This is a genomic window from Thalassoglobus neptunius, assembly GCF_007859735.1.
GTDB lineage: Bacteria > Planctomycetota > Planctomycetia > Planctomycetales > Planctomycetaceae > Thalassoglobus > Thalassoglobus neptunius.
Map to the genome: position 1 here is coordinate 1883701 of NZ_SIHI01000001.1, position 16796 is coordinate 1900496.

Annotated in this window: 12 protein-coding genes; all 12 read left to right on the forward strand. The window is 52.1% G+C overall.

The window, feature by feature from the left end; translation table 11 throughout:
* The first annotated feature begins 102 nt into the window (after positions 1 to 102).
* The 12 genes from KOR42_RS07505 to KOR42_RS07560 all read left to right on the forward strand — a co-directional run bounded on the left by KOR42_RS07505 (position 103) and on the right by KOR42_RS07560 (position 16400).
* A complete protein-coding gene (locus KOR42_RS07505; protein ID WP_197440953.1) occupies positions 103 to 1590 on the forward strand; it encodes a sulfatase family protein in 1488 nt (495 codons plus the stop codon).
* Positions 1591 to 1896: 306 nt separating this feature from the next.
* Positions 1897 to 3240 (forward strand): V-type ATP synthase subunit B, encoded by a 1344-nt coding sequence (locus tag KOR42_RS07510; protein WP_146508450.1) that lies wholly within the window; start codon positions 1897 to 1899, stop codon positions 3238 to 3240.
* Between the two features lie 119 nt (positions 3241 to 3359).
* Complete coding sequence (locus tag KOR42_RS07515; RefSeq protein ID WP_146508452.1) at positions 3360 to 3989, forward strand: V-type ATP synthase subunit D; 630 nt, start codon at positions 3360 to 3362, stop codon at positions 3987 to 3989.
* Positions 3986 to 5791: a V-type ATP synthase subunit I gene (locus KOR42_RS07520; protein ID WP_146508454.1), complete on the forward strand. Its 1806-nt coding sequence runs from the start codon at positions 3986 to 3988 to the stop codon at positions 5789 to 5791. Before KOR42_RS07515 ends, KOR42_RS07520 begins: the two co-directional genes overlap by 4 nt.
* Positions 5782 to 6228 carry an ATP synthase subunit C gene (locus tag KOR42_RS07525; protein ID WP_146508456.1) on the forward strand — a complete coding sequence of 149 codons (447 nt, stop codon included), beginning with the start codon at positions 5782 to 5784 and terminating at the stop codon, positions 6226 to 6228. The genes KOR42_RS07520 and KOR42_RS07525 overlap by 10 nt, the downstream gene beginning before the upstream one ends.
* Before the next feature lie 61 nt (positions 6229 to 6289).
* Complete coding sequence (locus KOR42_RS07530) at positions 6290 to 6940, forward strand: hypothetical protein (protein WP_146508458.1); 651 nt, start codon at positions 6290 to 6292, stop codon at positions 6938 to 6940.
* 101 nt (positions 6941 to 7041) lie between these two features.
* A complete protein-coding gene (locus KOR42_RS07535; protein WP_146508459.1) occupies positions 7042 to 7713 on the forward strand; it encodes a DUF2764 family protein in 672 nt (223 codons plus the stop codon).
* Positions 7688 to 9502, forward strand: coding sequence for a V-type ATP synthase subunit A (locus KOR42_RS07540; RefSeq protein WP_146508461.1), 1815 nt, complete (start codon positions 7688 to 7690; stop codon positions 9500 to 9502). Before KOR42_RS07535 ends, KOR42_RS07540 begins: the two co-directional genes overlap by 26 nt.
* 253 nt (positions 9503 to 9755) lie before the next feature.
* Positions 9756 to 12185, forward strand: coding sequence for a phosphoketolase family protein (locus KOR42_RS07545; RefSeq protein WP_146508463.1), 2430 nt, complete (start codon positions 9756 to 9758; stop codon positions 12183 to 12185).
* 185 nt (positions 12186 to 12370) lie between these two features.
* Complete coding sequence (locus KOR42_RS07550) at positions 12371 to 13153, forward strand: LOG family protein (protein WP_231740759.1); 783 nt, start codon at positions 12371 to 12373, stop codon at positions 13151 to 13153.
* Complete coding sequence (gene glgX, locus KOR42_RS07555; protein ID WP_146508465.1) at positions 13150 to 15213, forward strand: glycogen debranching protein GlgX; 2064 nt, start codon at positions 13150 to 13152, stop codon at positions 15211 to 15213. The genes KOR42_RS07550 and glgX overlap by 4 nt, the downstream gene beginning before the upstream one ends.
* Positions 15210 to 16400, forward strand: a complete 1191-nt coding sequence (locus KOR42_RS07560; RefSeq protein ID WP_146508466.1) for an acetate/propionate family kinase — start codon at positions 15210 to 15212, stop codon at positions 16398 to 16400. Before glgX ends, KOR42_RS07560 begins: the two co-directional genes overlap by 4 nt.
* Positions 16401 to 16796 lie beyond the last annotated feature (396 nt).

Below are 16796 nucleotides of genomic sequence, written 5' to 3' on the forward strand. Positions count from 1 at the left end.
AAGGTGCTGACCGAGTGTGTGATGCGAAGCGATTTCGTCATCGCCGGTCCTTGATTGAGTTTCATCACTTGTTGAGAACGAAGAGATACAATGATTCGAAACATGAGAAACTGTTGGTCGATGCTGCTCCTGTGCTGTTCCCTCAGCTTCGCATCCGATGAACGTCCCAACATTCTCTTCATTGTTTCCGAGGACAACGGTCCTGAACTTGGATGTTATGGCGATCCATACGCCCGGACGCCAAATCTTGATCAACTTGCCGCCAGTGGAGTCTTGTTCCGCCGAGCCTTTGTTCCTCAAGCGGGATGCAGCCAATCACGCGCCAGCTTTCTGACGGGGCTCTATCCCCATCAGCATGGTCAAATTGGACTGGCAACGTGGGGCTTTCGACTGGCTTCGGAAGAAACTCCAAACCTTCCGCGAAGCCTAAAAGAAGTGGGATACCGAACCGGCCTCATCGGGAAACTTCACATCAACCCGGAGTCGGCGTTTCCTTTTGATATGCATGAGAAGCCGTCTGCTAATTTTGCACGAAAGAAGCTCAAGGACTACGCTCGTCGTGCAGATGCGTTCATCAACGCGGGAGATGCGCCGTTTTTTCTCAGCGTGAATTATCCGGACGCCCACTCTCCGTGGCTTCGTCAGGTCGGAGGATTGCCTGAGCACCCGCAATCAGCTGACGAAGTTCATGTTCTGGATTACATGGGGATCGATCCGCCGGCCCTACGGAAATTGATGGCCAATCACTACAACTGTATGAGTCGACTCGATTCGCTCGTCGGCGATTTGTTGGAAGTGCTGGATCGATCGGGGAAATCGAAGAATACCATCGTCATTTACTTCGGCGACCATGGTGCTGATTTTCTGAGAGGGAAGAGGACCTGTAACGAAGGCGGACTGCGAATTCCGTTGTTGATGAGGTGGCCAGCAAGGATTTCCGCACAAGAACGTGACGAACTTGTGTCAACGATCGATCTGATGCCAACGTTACTGGTAGCGGCAAACGCTCATCCAGTCGCTAATTTACCCGGTGAGTCTCTCTTGTCACTTGTGTCAGATGGCGAAACGAACTGGAGAGATTATTTTTGTGCCGAGTATCACACACATGCCGCTGCTCCTAACTACTTCCCTCAGCGATCCATCAGGGGGGCTCGATATAAGTTAATCGAAACCCTGTTGCCGGATACAGTTCATCCCGATTATGCCGTTACCATCCAGAAGATAAATCAGGCATTACCAAAAGGCTCTCAAACGATCGAAGAGTCCATCGAGCAATCTCAGTCGGTTGTTCGTGAAGCATACCGGCTGATGGAACGCCCCACTCGATTTCAACTCTATGATCTCGAACAAGATCCGCACGAGTTTCACAACATTGCAGACGATCCGAAGTATGCGGTCACACTGGAAGAACTCAAGGGCCAACTCGACCAGTGGAGAGAAAAGACAAACGACCCTCTCTTGGACGAGGAGATCCTGAAGCTTCTCACGAAAGAGGTCCAGTCAGTCGAAAACAAAACCGATGCCAAGGACCACACGTGGAAGTATCCGGAACATTTCATTTGGTATCGGAAACTAAAAGGTGTTAATTAATCCAATTGTGCATTTGTCTAATTCATCAAAGAGCCTAAAGACAATGTAAACATTGGGCGAAGTCGACGAGACCTGTCGCCCTTTCTCAACTTTGGTATCTACCAATCCCAAAGTCTCTGGGCCCACGATTTCTGATTCAGGCGTATTCTCCACTTGCGTGTCACAAAAGTGGCATCGGGATCGTCATCTCACCGCCGACTTTGAGAAAATCCCGTCGCTGAACCCGGAATCGTGATGCCGATGGTTCCATGGCTGTTGGCCATTCGATATCGTGGATTCAGCTCCAGTGATGAAAGGTGACGCAGGATGACTGAGTCGGTGCAGCAGCTCGTTCGGTATACGCGCATTCAGGAAATTGTCGGCGATGTCATTCGGCTCAGGGCTTCTGGAGTAGCACTCGGCGACATCGCCGAAGTCGAGAACACCGATGGTGAAGTTTCGATTGCTCGAGTCATCGGGCTGGATCGAAACATCGTCAGCCTCCAGGTCTTTACCGGAGGGAAAGGGCTTTCCACTGACGCGACTGTTCGGTTTCTGGGACGACCGCTCGACGTTGTCTATTCCCCGAACATTCTCGGGCGAATCTTTTGCGGATCAGGCGAACCGATCGACGGTGGCCCTTTGCTGACGACGGATCGGCATGTCCCGGTCGGTGGGCCAACAGTGAATCCTGTCATGCGCGTGATGCCGTCACGCATGATTGAAACTCGCGTCCCGATGATTGACTTGTTTAATTCGCTCGTCGAGAGTCAGAAGATTCCAATCTTCTCGGTTGCGGGAGAGCCTCACAACGAATTGCTCGCAAGAATTGGTTTCCAGGCCGACGCCGATGTTCTCGTCTTTGGCGGAATGGGTTTAATTTTCGACGACTACCACTTCTTTCGCAAGTCGTTTGAAGAGCACGGAGTCTTTGGCCGTACGATCATGTTCGTCAATCAGGCATCGGATCCTCTTGTCGAACGTCTGTTGATTCCCGACATGGCGCTCGCTGTGGCGGAGCGATTTGCTGTTGAAGAGAACAAACGCGTTCTCGTTCTCTTGTCAGATATGACAGCTTACGCCGACGCGATGAAAGAGATTGGAGTCGCCCAGGAGAGGATTCCGGCCGTGCGAGGTTATATGGGTGACCTCTATACACAACTCGCCCAACGCTATGAAAAAGCCTGCGACTTCAAAGGAGCGGGATCGGTCACCATCCTGACAGTGACGACAATGCCCGGCGATGACGTCACGCATCCCGTACCCGACAACACTGGATACATTACTGAAGGGCAATTCTATCTGCATGGCGGCGTCATTGATCCTTTTGGCTCCCTGTCACGACTGAAGCAGCACGTCATCGGAAAGGAAACTCGAGAAGATCATTCGCAGGTGATGAACACAATGATTCGCTTTTATTCCGAAGCTGTCGAGTCGGAGCGAAAACAGGCAATGGCCTTCGAGTTGTCGCCGTTTGACAAGAAGCTTCTGAAGTATTCCAAGCTGTTTCGCGACCGTTTTATGAACATTCGTGTTTCATTGGGTGTGGATGAAGCACTCGATCTTTGCTGGAAAACGCTCGCCGAATGTTTCGAACCCAAAGATTTGTTGATGAAGCAACACCTTATTGACAAGTACTTCCCTGACATCGCAGAGAAGGAGACAGGATAACTGTTTTGATGACTTCGAGCTGTTTGGCAGCGACAGGTGCAATGTGAGTTCGTCAGCTCGCTCGTTCCTGTATCGGCACTCTGTCTTTAGGTCACTTCCGGGAAAGTCGCAGTTAATCAATGGCGAAATTAAAACTCAGTAAAAACTCGCTTCAGCAACAACAGCAACAGTTAAAGCTGTATAAAAAGCTTCTACCGTCACTTGACCTGAAGCGTCGACAGTTGGCAGTCGAAGCGAAGAAGGCTCGCGCCACTCATCAGCAGACGGTCGAGACATTGGAACAACTCGATATCCAAGCCAGCGACGATCTCCTGATGCTCGCGGACGACTCGTTGGACTACACAACTCTTGTTCGCATGAAGGGATATCATGTTGGCGAAGACAATGTCGTCGGCACCCGACTTCCCGTTCTCCAAAGAGTCGACCTGGAGATTGCAGAATATTCTCGGATGGCCAGTCCGGCTTGGATCGATGTTCTTGTGAACCGTTTGAAGAAAGCTGTGGAACTCCGAGTTCAAGCATGTGTGGAAGCGGATCGTCTTGAAATTCTCAATCACGCCGTTCGCCGGATTACCCAGCGAGTCAATCTCTTCGAAAAGATCCTCATCCCAACAGCAGAGAAGAATATTCACCGAATTCGAATCTATCTGAACGATGGCGAGCGGGCTTCGGTGGTGACATCGAAGCTTGCGAAAGCGAAGCAACAAGCCGCCGGGAATGCATTCAGCTTTGAGGAGGATCAAAGATGAGTATCGTTCCAATATCGCATGTCAGAATCTTCGGCTTTCAGAAAGACAAAGCTCGATTGCTGAACCGACTTCAGGAATTTGGCAAGCTGGAAATCATCCCATTTCGAAGCCAGGATGGCGTCGAATTCAGAGGACCGACAAACGATTCTCGCCAGGCCTTGAAATTTCTACTCACAACACCGCAACATCGTCGGCAAATCAGCGACCCGAATCAATTCGATGCAGCAGCCATTGAAAAACAGGCTCTCGAACTGGAATCACAACTTTACGATTTACGCTACGAACGCGACGAACTAAAGCAGCGAATCGAGGAACTTGAGCCGTTTGGAGAATTCGCATTTGCCTCACTGGAAGAGATGGCGGGGCTCAAGCTGTGGTTTTACATCGTCCCAAATCGCGAAACTGCGAATTTGAAAGAGACAGGATTTCTCAACCGGGCCGGTGAGAAGCTCCCCTGGAGAATCGTTTCGACGAGTCGGCAAATGAGCTACGTCGTTGTGGTCTCTGATCAAAAACCAGTTGAGTTCGTGGGGGAGCGAATTGAAACAGACACTCGCTCGCCGGAACAGTTGCGAAATCGACTGAGTGAGGTCGAGGTCGCCATCGAAAACTGCATGGTGGAACGAACTCGTCTCACGATGTGGTGTCGATTGTTCGCCCGGAGCCTGGATGAGTTGGAAGATGCTGCGGCGCGACAGCGTGCTGCAGCACTGACCTGTGACAGTGATCCGATCTTTGCAATTGAAGCTTGGGTTCCGGAAGAACATGTTGCAGAACTCGCTTCTGATTCCGCGAAGAATGGATTCGTCTGCGAGAGTCGACCTCCGCGACGAGACGAAAATCCACCGACTTTAATGAGAAACACGCCACGAACAGAAGCGGGTGAAGATCTCGTTTCGTTCTACATGACTCCCGGATACTGGACATGGGACCCGTCTGCGCTCGTGCTGATATCGTTCGCGATCTTCTTCGCGATGATTCTGGCAGACGCTGCCTATTCATTGATCATTTTGCTGGCTCTGGTCTTCTTCTGGAAACGGTTAGGCAAGTCTCCGACGGGGCTCCGATTCCGTCCGATGCTGGTTCTGATCGCGGTCGCTTCCCTCATCTATGGTGTGCTCGTCGGAAGCTATTTTGGAGTCACTCCAGCTGAAGGCTCCTTGCTAAGTTATGTACACGTCTTAGATATGAATAACTCGACGATGATGATGGGGTTATCGATTTTAGTCGGTGCAGTTCACGTCATCCTCGCAAACATTATGGACGCACGACGTCACACGAATTGGACTGACCGATTGTGTTCTCTGGGTTGGGCAGTGGCGATCGCTGGAGGACTGATTTTCGCGGCAAGCAAAATCGATGAAAAGTTTAGCGCCCTTGGAGCAGTCGGGGCCGCCGCGATGGTCCTTGGACTTTTGTGCGTGGTCCTTTACACAGCTCCACACGAAAAGCCTCACCGTCGACTTTTCTATGGAACGTTAGGGCTCGCGAAAGTCTCTGCAGCTTTCGGGGACATTTTGAGTTATCTCAGACTCTTTGCATTGGGACTTGCCTCAGCATCGTTGGCGACCGCATTCAACGATATGGCAACGGGTGTTCGGGAAGCGGTTCCGAGTCTTGGACTCTTCCTCGCTTTGCTGATTCTATTGTTTGGCCATTCATTGAATATGCTGCTGGGTGTTTCCAGTGGTGTGATCCATGGGCTGCGACTCAATGTGATTGAGTTTTTTAACTGGGGATTAAAGGAAGAGGGGCAGACCTTCGCCCCATTTCGACGAAAGGACGGTTCATTATGGAAATGACGATGCTGATTCTCGGTTGGATCGGCTTGTACTCGCCGCTTGCACTCGGAGCGATCGGCAGCATGATCGGCTGTCTTCGGGGTGGGATGGCCGCCTGTGGAGCGATGCTGGAAGTAGAGAGAGGCTATGGCCGCTTCGTCGGGGTGGCAGCGATGCCCTCGTCGCAAACCATTTACGGAATCGTGGTCACGATGACGTTGCCAGCTGCGCTCACTCCTGAGAATTCGCCCGGGATTTTCGTGTTGGGAGTGATGTGTGGAATCGCTTTGACGTTCAGTGCGACGGCGCAAGGGGCGGCGTGTGCATCGGCCATTAATGCCTCCAAGAGCAAGCCGGAAGTGTTTGGCGTTTCTCTTGCTCCAGCGGCGCTCATTGAGGGTTTCGCGGTGTTCGCGTTTGTGTTTGCACTTGTTCTGGCTGGACGACTGCCGCAGTAATTTCGTGCGAGCCATGAACAGGTTGAAAACTGAAAATTCCACTGACTGAGAGGATGCAACGATGGGAGAACGCGAAGAACCATCAACCGGGATTCAAGAACTCATTGACAGTATTCGGGATCAGGGCGTCAATGCTGCTCAATCCGAAGCTGATCAACTGCTCCGTGAAGCTCGTCAACGGGCAAGCGAAATTGTATCAAAGGCCAAATCTGAAGCGGACGAAACTCGATCGCAAGCCTTCGCCGAGATCGAAGCCCATCGACAAGCCTCGTTGGACGCCCTTCAACTTGCTGCCCGTGACACGATTCTGGAACTCAAAGCACGTGTGACAAAACGCTTTGAAGAGTTCGTCGAACGTCTCGTCGTTTCGGCCACACATGATAAGGCTCTGATCCGAAATATCGTGCTCGTTCTGGCTGGCCGCGCCGTTGAGGAAGTGATTCAGGACAAGGATATGGTCGTGCGGGTCTCGAAAGCGCTGGATGGAGAGAACACGCTCGAAGAAGACGGCAACCGCACGGTTCTCGCTCTAACAAGCGACATGTTACGAGAAGGGATTGAGATTGTTCCTGACTCGGAAGTCGAAGGTGGCGTTCGCGTCCATTTGGTTGAGGACAACCTTGAGATCGACCTGACTGACCGGGCGGTCTCGCGATTGATCGCCGAACGGCTCATTCCACGTTTCCATTCGATCATGCCAGACGAAGATTAATTCACAGGTGGAGTTCGTCACGAGACTCCCCATGAGAAAAGAGATGTTTCAGAAACCTCAACAGTCAACAAGCAAACGCAACATGCTCGAGGAGGCAAAGCATGTACTATGACCTCGTTTGCAGCCTTCCGCATCTCGTCCATCTTGAACGCGTGCGTCGATTGCCAATTACTCCTCAACGACTGAAGGAACGACTTCGTGGTCTAAAACCGGAGCATGCTTCGAAATTAAACGAAGCGATGATGTTATTGCGCTGGCGTCCACTGAGTTTAAGTTCAACGAACGACGCATCCTGGGCTGAGTCATGTGAGAAATTCTTAAACTCGTGCCGAATCGAATCGCTGAGAAGCTATGTCCAATATCGCATAACACAACAGGTTCTCGTTGCTGCATTGCGATCAAAGCGGGATGGTTTGGAGTGGCATGATCCTCCCGTTTTTGGAGGAGATTTGGCTCTTGAGCAGAAAATACGAAGGCGTTGGAACGTCTCGTACTTCGGGCTTGAGTACGTCTATCCGTGGATACCGGAGGTTCAAACATTCTTGACGGAAGTGAAACCGCTGAACCTCGAAAAGACCCTCATGAATCTGAACTGGAAGTGGCTGTCAAATTATGCCGGTGCCCCAACGTTCAAGTTCGATGACGTAATGGCATACGTTTTTAAATGGGACATTCTCAGGTCGTGGCTGGCGCACGATTCCGAACGGGCCAGAATTAAATTCGCAGAAATCGCAAATCAGGTGGCAGATGTCGAGTCAACAGAGCAAGAGTAACGCCCCGAGCGTCGCAACCGTTATTCAAGTTCGAGAAAGCCTTGTTCTCATTGAAATCGGTGAAGACCAGGCGATCCGAAAGAACGAAGTCGGATACATCTGCGTCGGCGATGAGCGACTCAAATCCGAAGTGCTGCGGATTCGAGGCCGGACAGCCGACATGCAAGTCTTCGAAGACACAACCGGTGTCCGTGTCGGAGATCGCGTCGAAATGACCGGAGAAATGCTCTCGGCAACTCTCGGTCCTGGACTCTTGGGAAATGTCTTCGACGGGTTGCAAAATCCACTTCATGAACTGGCTGATAAATATGGTTTCTTCTTGCCTCGCGGCGCAATTACAGAGCCATTGAGCCACGAGAAGAAGTGGGAGTTCACGCCGACGGTCGAAGTTGGCTCGCTTGTTCCTCCTGGCGGCGTCCTGGGGACCGTTCCGGAAGGGCCGTTCACACACAAGATTCTCGTTCCGTTTGGGTTAAAGGAACCGGCCAAAGTTCTCCAGATCTCAAGCGGGGAGTTCACAATTCAGGAACCGATCGGCAAAATCGAGTCGGCCGGTGTCGAACATGATGTGACGATGACGCAGCAATGGCCAGTTCGCCGTCCGATTCCTGCGTCAATGTTGCGGCGAAAGTATGTCGAGCGACTCTACTCAGAAACTCCATTGACAACGGGAACCCGGATCATCGACACCTTCTTTCCGATCGCCATCGGCGGGACAGCATGTATTCCGGGGCCCTTCGGTGCGGGAAAGACGGTCCTCCAAAGCACAATCGCTCGATACTCCAGCGTCGATGTTGTCGTTGTTGTCGCTTGTGGAGAGCGGGCTGGTGAAGTTGTCGAAACCATCTCCCTTTACCCGGAAACCAAAGATCCACGGACCGGCGGGACATTGATGGATCGTACGATTATTATCTGTAACACATCGTCGATGCCGGTTGCAGCTCGCGAAGCCTCGATTTACATGGGAGTTACACTCGCTGAGTACTATCGGCAGATGGGACTTAACGTGCTGCTGATCGCGGACTCCACTTCCCGATGGGCACAAGCGATGCGTGAAACATCCGGACGAATGGAAGAAATCCCCGGCGAAGAAGCTTTCCCCGCCTATCTCGATTCGTCAATTAAGAGTGTTTACGAACGTGCAGGAGTCATGCGTTGCTCCGACGGAACTCGAGGGAGTTTAACGATGATTGGAACGGTTTCTCCGGCAGGAGGCAACTTTGAAGAACCCGTCACTCAATCGACTCTTGGGACAGTGAAAACTTTTCTCGGGCTGTCCTACGATCGCGCCTATCGCCGGTTCTACCCCGCAATTGATCCGCTGCAATCCTGGTCTCGCTATCTGGACCAGTTGGCGCCAACCTTAAACGAAGAACTCGGCGCGAACTGGATTCGTGATGTCAAACGGATGCATGAGTTGTTGCGCGAAGGCGATTCGATCAACCAGATGATGCAGGTGACTGGCGAAGAAGGGATCACGCTGGAAGACTTCGTGATCTGGCAGAAGTCCGTCCTGTTGGACATGGCGTTCCTGCAACAGGATGCTTTCGACGAAGTTGATGCCCGTATGCCACGCTTGCGCCAAAAGCAGAGCCTCGAACTGTTGAAGATGATCATTGATCACGAAGATCATTTCCAGGACCGCAACGAAATACGTGACTTTTACACCACACTCATCGGCCTGTTTAAGAACTGGAATTACAGTCCGCCGGAGTCGCCTGATTTCGAGAAATACCTTAAAGAAATCCAAGACGCATTCCAGCAGACCGCCCCCGTGCTACAGGATTAAGGAAGACTTACTGAAAGAACACAGCTCTTGCCTGTCGACTTGAGGAAGAACAAATCGTAGGCAACGATCCGCGTCATCCATTCAAGTTAAAGACTTCGGGGCGAGAGCCTTTCTCGACTATTTTGGGACCTCGGCCCCAAAATAGTCGAACATCCAGAGCGTCAGTTCGGATTTCATCGAAAGTTGACAGAACAGGATATCTCGCAACTTATAGTTCAAAGCGATTCCCTGGTGATTGAGAAGGAACAGAGAAATGAGTCAAACAGTCGCGAACACTGAGGCAAGCCCACTTAATCCTCATGAACTGCGGCGGATGGACGCCTATTGGAGGGCACTGAATTATCTTTCAGTCGGTCAGATTTATCTTCTCGACAATCCGCTTCTGAAGGAAACGCTCAAACGAGAGCACACAAAGCCGCGGTTGCTTGGGCACTGGGGGACATCGCCCGGTTTAAATATGTTATGTGTTCATCTCAATCGAGTGATCAAGCGAGATGACCTCAATATGATCTATGTCATCGGCCCGGGGCACGGTGGGCCATCGCTTGTTGCCCACGCATATTTAGAGGGCACCTACAGCGAGCGATATCCAAGCATTACCCAAGACACAGCCGGGATGAAGAAGCTGTTCAAACAGTTCAGCTTTCCGGGCGGAATCCCGAGTCATGTCGCGCCGGAAACACCGGGAAGTATCCACGAGGGTGGTGAGTTAGGGTATGCACTCAGCCATGCTTACGGCGCAGCTTTCGACAACCCTGACTTAATCGTTGCTTGCGTTGTCGGCGATGGAGAAGCGGAAACGGGTCCGCTCGCAACAGGGTGGCAAGGGAATAAGTTTCTCAATCCGGCACGCGACGGTGCCGTTCTTCCGATCCTGCATCTGAACGGATACAAAATTGCGAACCCCTGCTTTTTAGCTCGAATCCCAAAAGATGAATTACAGAAGTACTTCGAAGGAATGGGATACGAGCCATTCTTCGTCGAAGGTCACGAACCCGCCTCCGTTCATCAGCAACTTGCTGAAACGCTCGACATTGTCACTGACAGAATCAGGAACATCTGGAGCGACGCTCGTTCGAATGGAAACCTCACTCGTCCCAAATGGCCGATGATTGTCTTCCGAACGCCGAAAGGTTGGACGTGTCCGCCTGAGATTGACGGGAAAAAATGCGAGGACTATTGGCGCAGCCATCAAGTTCCGATGGGAGATTTGGACAACGAAAATCACATCCGGATTCTCGAGACCTGGATGAAGAGCTATCGCCCAGAAGAACTGTTCGACGAAACGGGCAAGCTCCTCCCCGAGTTGGCGTCGCTTGCTCCTGAGGGACATCGACGAATGAGCGACAACCCTCACACCAATGGGGGGCTGCTCATGCGAGATTTGCATCTTCCGGATTTTCGTGATTACGAAGTTGAAGTGAGCAGCCCGGGGGCCACGATCGCAGAGTCCGCCCGTTGTATGGGGGGATATCTTCGTGACGTCATGAAGCTCAATCTCAACAGCAAGAACTTCCGACTCTTCAGCCCGGACGAGAACAAGTCGAATCGCTGGCAGGATGTCCTTGATGTCACAGATCGCTGTTACATGGCAGAGATCTACCCGGAAGACGACCATCTTTCCCCGGACGGTCGTGTTATGGAAGTTCTCAGCGAACATCAGTGTCAGGGATGGCTCGAAGGCTATCTTCTGACTGGCCGACACGGTTTCTTTTCATGTTATGAAGCGTTCATTCATATTATTGACTCCATGTTCAATCAACATGCGAAGTGGTTGAAGACATGTAACAACATTCCATGGAGAACACCGATCGCTTCGCTCAACTACTTCCTCAGTTCTCACGTCTGGAGACAGGATCACAACGGATTAAGTCATCAGGACCCGGGATTTATTGACCACGTTGTTAATAAAAAGGCGGAAGTCATTCGCGTTTACCTTCCGCCCGACGCGAACTGTCTCCTGTCCGTCACAGAACATTGCCTTCGCAGTCGCAATTACGTCAACGTCGTTATCGCCGGGAAGCAGCCTGCACCGCAATGGTTGACGATGGATCAGGCGATTAAGCATTGCACCGCTGGCTTGGGGATCTGGGAGTGGGCAAGCAACGACATGGGGAGTGAGCCTGACGTCGTGATGGCGTGTTGTGGCGATGTTCCTACTTTGGAAACACTCGCTGCGGTCGACCTCTTGCGGAAGCATCTTCCGGAACTGAAAGTTCGAGTGATTAACGTCGTGAACTTGATGCGACTTCAACCTCACAGTGAGCATCCGCACGGATTGTCCGACCATGACTTCGATGCTTTGTTCACGAAAGACAAACCTGTCATTTTCGCTTTCCATGGCTATCCCTGGCTGATTCACCGTCTGACGTACCGACGGACGAATCACAAGAACCTGCACGTTCGGGGATATAAGGAAGAGGGAACGACCACCACGCCATTTGACATGGTGGTGATGAATGATCTGGACCGATTCCATCTCTGTGAAGATGTGATTGATCGACTACCACAGCTCGGAGCGCGTGCTGCATACTTTAAGCAGAAGCTTCACGAGAAACTGATCGACCACAAGGAATACATCGCGAAGCACGGGGACGACATGCCCGAAGTTTCGGGATGGGGATGGGGACGCAATCACGTTCCGGTAGAAGGGGCAACGTCCACCGAAGGAGACAACGTGTAAGCACAAGCCTGCAATGACATCGAACAGCATTGACCGAGGCAGCTCCGTGAAGAATGAACATCGGAGTTGGTTGAGGGAGTCGAAACGATGATGGCAATCGTCGTTTCGGCTTGCGTATTTGCGAAGTCTCACCTGCAGGCAAACTCGCGATTTCTCTGCACAGTTCCACAATCTAATCCGAGACGATGATGACGCACAAAGAAGAATCTTCTCAATCCGGACGACAAGCAGCTGTGAGTCTGTCTGACGAAGGACAGGTTCGCGATGTGCTGGCCGATTCGATCCTTGGGTTGTGGGATGTCGTGAACAATCTGACTCGGCTCAAGCCAACACGGCGAGAGCGATTTCGCGTCACACTCTTTGGGTCTGCGCGAATCGCTCCCGGAACGTTTAGTTACGAAGAGACCAAACGGTGTGCAGCAGAACTGACGAAACTCGGGTGTGACATCATTACAGGCGGCGGCCCCGGACTGATGCAAGCGGCCAACGAAGGGGCAGCAACCGATCCGGACCGGAGTCACTCGATTGGAATCCGCGTCGATCTTCCATTCGAGCAGGAAGTCAATTCGTTCGTTGGTCAGGCTTTCGAACACCGAACGTTCTTCACTCGACTCCAGCAGTTTGTTCTTCAGTCGGATGCATTCATCGTTGCCCCCGGAGGCATTGGAACAGCTCTCGAAACACTCATGGCCTGGCAGTTGCTTCAAGTCCAGCATCTTGTGGGAACACCACTCATTCTCGTGGGTGAAATGTGGCCCGGCCTTGTCGAATGGGCAAGAGCGAGCATGATCTCCGCAGACCCGCCGCTGGCCAGTGAAGAAGACATGAACATCCCGCAATGTGTCAAAAACGCAGACGTAGCGATTGCGATCATCCGAGAGTATCACTCTCGGTGGGCAGACGAGTTCGGATCGGGATCGAATTCCGAAGCAGGCAATTATGAGTCTTCAGCAGGAACCGAGATGTGAATCAAGACATCAATTCCGGGCAAACTTCTCCGCTGGGCGCACATGTGCGTGACGGTGGTGTGAATTTCAGTCTCTATTCACGCCATGCGACCAGAGTTGAAATACTGTTCTTCGACCACGATGACGACGCGGTTCCGTCCCGAGTCGTGGAATTGGACCCGGCCAGCAATCGCACATATCACTACTGGCATGTGTTTGTCGCTGGTGTGCATTCGGGCCAGCGATATGGATACCGCATCCACGGCCCCTATGAGCCTGAAGAAGGTCTTCGCTTCGACCCGACAAAGTTGCTTCTCGATCCGTACGGAAAATGTGTTGCGTATCCACAAGACTACTCTCGAGAACTGGCGGAATCCCACGGAGAGAACCTGGAGTCGGCATTAAAAAGCGTTGTTGTCGATCCCGAGTTGTACGATTGGGAAGGCGACCAACCACTCCGTCACTCGGCGACCCAGACAATTATCTACGAACTGCACGTGAAAGGGTTCACGAGTCACCCGAACTCTGAAGTTGATGAATCGCGTCGCGGAACGTATCTCGGTCTCATTGAAAAGATTCCGTATCTTCAGTCGCTGGGAATCACGGCAGTCGAGCTGTTACCGGTCTTCCAGTTTGATCCGCAGGATGCTCCACCAGGAAAATCCAACTACTGGGGATACGCTCCCATTTCGTTCTTTGCTCCGCACCATGCGTACCGATCAAGAAACTCACCTCTCGCGGCTGTCGATGAGTTTCGCGATATGGTCAAAGCATTCCATCAAGCCGGAATCGAAGTCATTCTCGATGTTGTCTTCAATCATACCGCCGAAGGGAACGAGAATGGCCCAACGCTTTGCTTCCGCGGAATCGATAACCCTGTTTATTACATGCTGGAAGCGGGAAAACATTATGCCAATTACACCGGGTGCGGAAATACTTTAAACGCGAATCATTCGGTCGTAAGGCGAATGATCGTCGACAGCTTGAAATACTGGGTCAAGGAAATGCACATCGATGGATTTCGCTTCGACCTGGCTTCCATTCTTTCCAGAGACTCAGACGGAACCCTGATGCCGTCTCCGCCCGTGCTTTGGGATATTGAATCTGATCCAGATCTTGCGGGAACAAAATTGCTTGCCGAAGCTTGGGATGCAGCAGGGCTCTATCAGGTTGGAAGCTTTGTCGGGGACTACTGGTGCGAATGGAACGGGAAGTTCCGCGATGACGTGCGTGACTTCTTTCGCTGCCAGCCGGGGGCGGTTCGCAGGATCTCCGATCGAATCGTCGGAAGTCCACAAATTTATGCGTACAAGGGCAGGGAAGTGGAGCAGAGTGTAAACTTTGTCACCTGCCACGATGGCTTCACGCTGAACGATCTCGTGTCTTACAATAATAAACACAACGAGTTAAACGGTGAAGATAACCGAGACGGATCAAATGATAACCGCAGCTGGAATTGCGGAGTCGAGGGACCGACCGACGATCCGGACATCGAATCGCTAAGAAATCGGCAGGTGAAAAACTTTCATGTCATCACGCTCATGGCGTTGGGGATGCCGATGCTGACCATGGGTGACGAAGTCCGTCGCACTCAGCGGGGCAACAACAATGTTTATTGCCAGGACAACGAAATCGGCTGGTTTGACTGGGACGACGTTCACAGGCATGAAGACATTTATCGATTTGTCAGCTTGTTGTGCCGTCGTCGCGTTCAGCGAATGACTCAGCACAAAGGGAAACGTGTCACTCTGGTTCAACTGCTGTCGGACGTCCACTGGGCCTGGCACGGAGTCAAAGTCGACCAGCCCGATTGGAGTTGTGATTCTCACTGCATTGCGCTTCAGGGACACGTTCGCCCCGACGGACTTTCCTTCCATCTGATTCTGAATGGATTCTGGGAACCGAAGACGTTCGAACTTCCTCCACTGCAAGGAGGACGCTGGAACCGATGGATCGATACATCGTTAGCGACGCCCAATGACATCGTTCCCTGGGAGTCGGCTGTGCCTGTTAGGGATGATCACTATCTCGTCGAATCACACTCGGTCGCTCTGCTCATTTCGAAGGGAATCCCAGCATGAATGTCTTGCTCTTAAATGCTGGTTCAAGCAGTTTAAAAGCGAGCATTCTGGACTCGGCGGATGAGTCCATTCTCGCTTCTTCTCAATCGGATCGAGAAGAAAACGGCGTCCGCTACGAGTTTCACGATGATCAAGGCCAATCCAAGACTCAAAAGAGTGACGAGTTCAGCTTCACGACTGCTGTCAAACAATTCCTGAATGACTGGCAAAGTTCACGCGAGGGACAGTCGACAGCGGATGCTTCGATCTCTGCAGTGGGGCACAGATTTGTTCACGGAGGGAAGTTCACAACATCGACCATCATCACCGATGAGGTTCAGTCTCGTCTTGATGAACTGTCCGCTCTCGCCCCGCTTCACAATCCCGCCAGCCTCGAAGCATTGATCGCTGCCAAACAACTGCTCCCGGACGTCGCACATGTCGCGGGGTTCGACACAGCCTTTCATGCCACGTTGCCTCCCGAGGCGTACACTTATCCCGTCCCGGATGAATGGACGAATCAATGGGACGTTCGTCGGTACGGTTTTCACGGGTTGAGCCATTCCTATTGTGCTGAGCGAGCTGCTGAGATTCTTAACCGTCCACTCGATGAACTGCGGATTGTCGTCTGTCATCTCGGTCACGGCTGCTCAGCGACTGCCATCAAAGGAGGACAATCCATCGACACCACAATGGGCTTCACGCCGCTTGAAGGCTTGATGATGGCCACGCGCAGCGGAACCGTCGATCCCGGACTGCTGCTGCATCTCCAAAGGAAATTTGAACTCTCACCGGCAACTCTCGAAGAAGTGCTCAACCGTCAGTCGGGACTTCTCGGCGTTTCCGGTCTTTCCAGCGACATGCGAAAAGTCCTCGAAGCTGCCCAATCTGGCCACGAGAAGTCCCAGCTTACTGTGAAGATCTTCGTCCAGCGAGTCTGCAAAGCGGTCGGTCAACTTTACGTCACTTTAAATGGGCTGGACGTCCTCGTCTTCACAGCCGGAATCGGAGAACGCTCCGCAGAAATCCGAGCGCAAATCGCCACCGGCCTCAATTGTCTGGGCGTGAAAATCGACGAAACCAAAAACGCTTCATGCACTCCCGACTCAGACATCTCAGCATCCTCAACAATCAATACACTGGTCATCCAAACACGAGAAGACCTCTCCCTGCTCCGCGAAGTCAAAAAGACCCTCGCGGAGACGTGATGATCGCAAGACCTTCACGTTCAACAACTCCGATACGGATTGAAATAATGACCGTTTTGCCGCAGTCCTTCCTAATCGATCGAGAAACCGCCCGGACGGCTGAGACCGATGCACTGCACTTCACTCGCCAAATCTTCACCAGAGTGGGTGAAGCGGTCAGCAATGCCGTGGAGACGGACCCCGTCGACGTTCCCCTATAGAGGCGACTTGCCTATTCATCAAGTTGTTTGCCGCTCCGGTGCGTGGATGAAGCCGTGGAGGCGGGTCGAATCTTCGAAAGTATCATATCCACACTGGACTATAATCTTTCCATTTTTGTCTCAGCGCATGTGGCAAGTGATTCTAGGCCGCAGATCGCACTGCTCTTGGAATGCGCATTTCGTCAACGCGTTGCCA

What these genes read in the sequence shown, in the direction of transcription:
- KOR42_RS07505 (WP_197440953.1), top strand. Translation starts at nt 103, where the DNA reads ATGAGAAACTGTTGGTCGATGCTGCTCCTGTGCTGTTCCCTCAGCTTC.
- KOR42_RS07510 (WP_146508450.1), top strand. Translation starts at nt 1,897, where the DNA reads ATGACTGAGTCGGTGCAGCAGCTCGTTCGGTATACGCGCATTCAGGAA.
- KOR42_RS07515 (WP_146508452.1), top strand. Translation starts at nt 3,360, where the DNA reads ATGGCGAAATTAAAACTCAGTAAAAACTCGCTTCAGCAACAACAGCAA.
- KOR42_RS07520 (WP_146508454.1), top strand. Translation starts at nt 3,986, where the DNA reads ATGAGTATCGTTCCAATATCGCATGTCAGAATCTTCGGCTTTCAGAAA.
- KOR42_RS07525 (WP_146508456.1), top strand. Translation starts at nt 5,782, where the DNA reads ATGGAAATGACGATGCTGATTCTCGGTTGGATCGGCTTGTACTCGCCG.
- KOR42_RS07530 (WP_146508458.1), top strand. Translation starts at nt 6,290, where the DNA reads ATGGGAGAACGCGAAGAACCATCAACCGGGATTCAAGAACTCATTGAC.
- KOR42_RS07535 (WP_146508459.1), top strand. Translation starts at nt 7,042, where the DNA reads ATGTACTATGACCTCGTTTGCAGCCTTCCGCATCTCGTCCATCTTGAA.
- KOR42_RS07540 (WP_146508461.1), top strand. Translation starts at nt 7,688, where the DNA reads ATGTCGAGTCAACAGAGCAAGAGTAACGCCCCGAGCGTCGCAACCGTT.
- KOR42_RS07545 (WP_146508463.1), top strand. Translation starts at nt 9,756, where the DNA reads ATGAGTCAAACAGTCGCGAACACTGAGGCAAGCCCACTTAATCCTCAT.
- KOR42_RS07550 (WP_231740759.1), top strand. Translation starts at nt 12,371, where the DNA reads ATGATGACGCACAAAGAAGAATCTTCTCAATCCGGACGACAAGCAGCT.
- KOR42_RS07560 (WP_146508466.1), top strand. Translation starts at nt 15,210, where the DNA reads ATGAATGTCTTGCTCTTAAATGCTGGTTCAAGCAGTTTAAAAGCGAGC.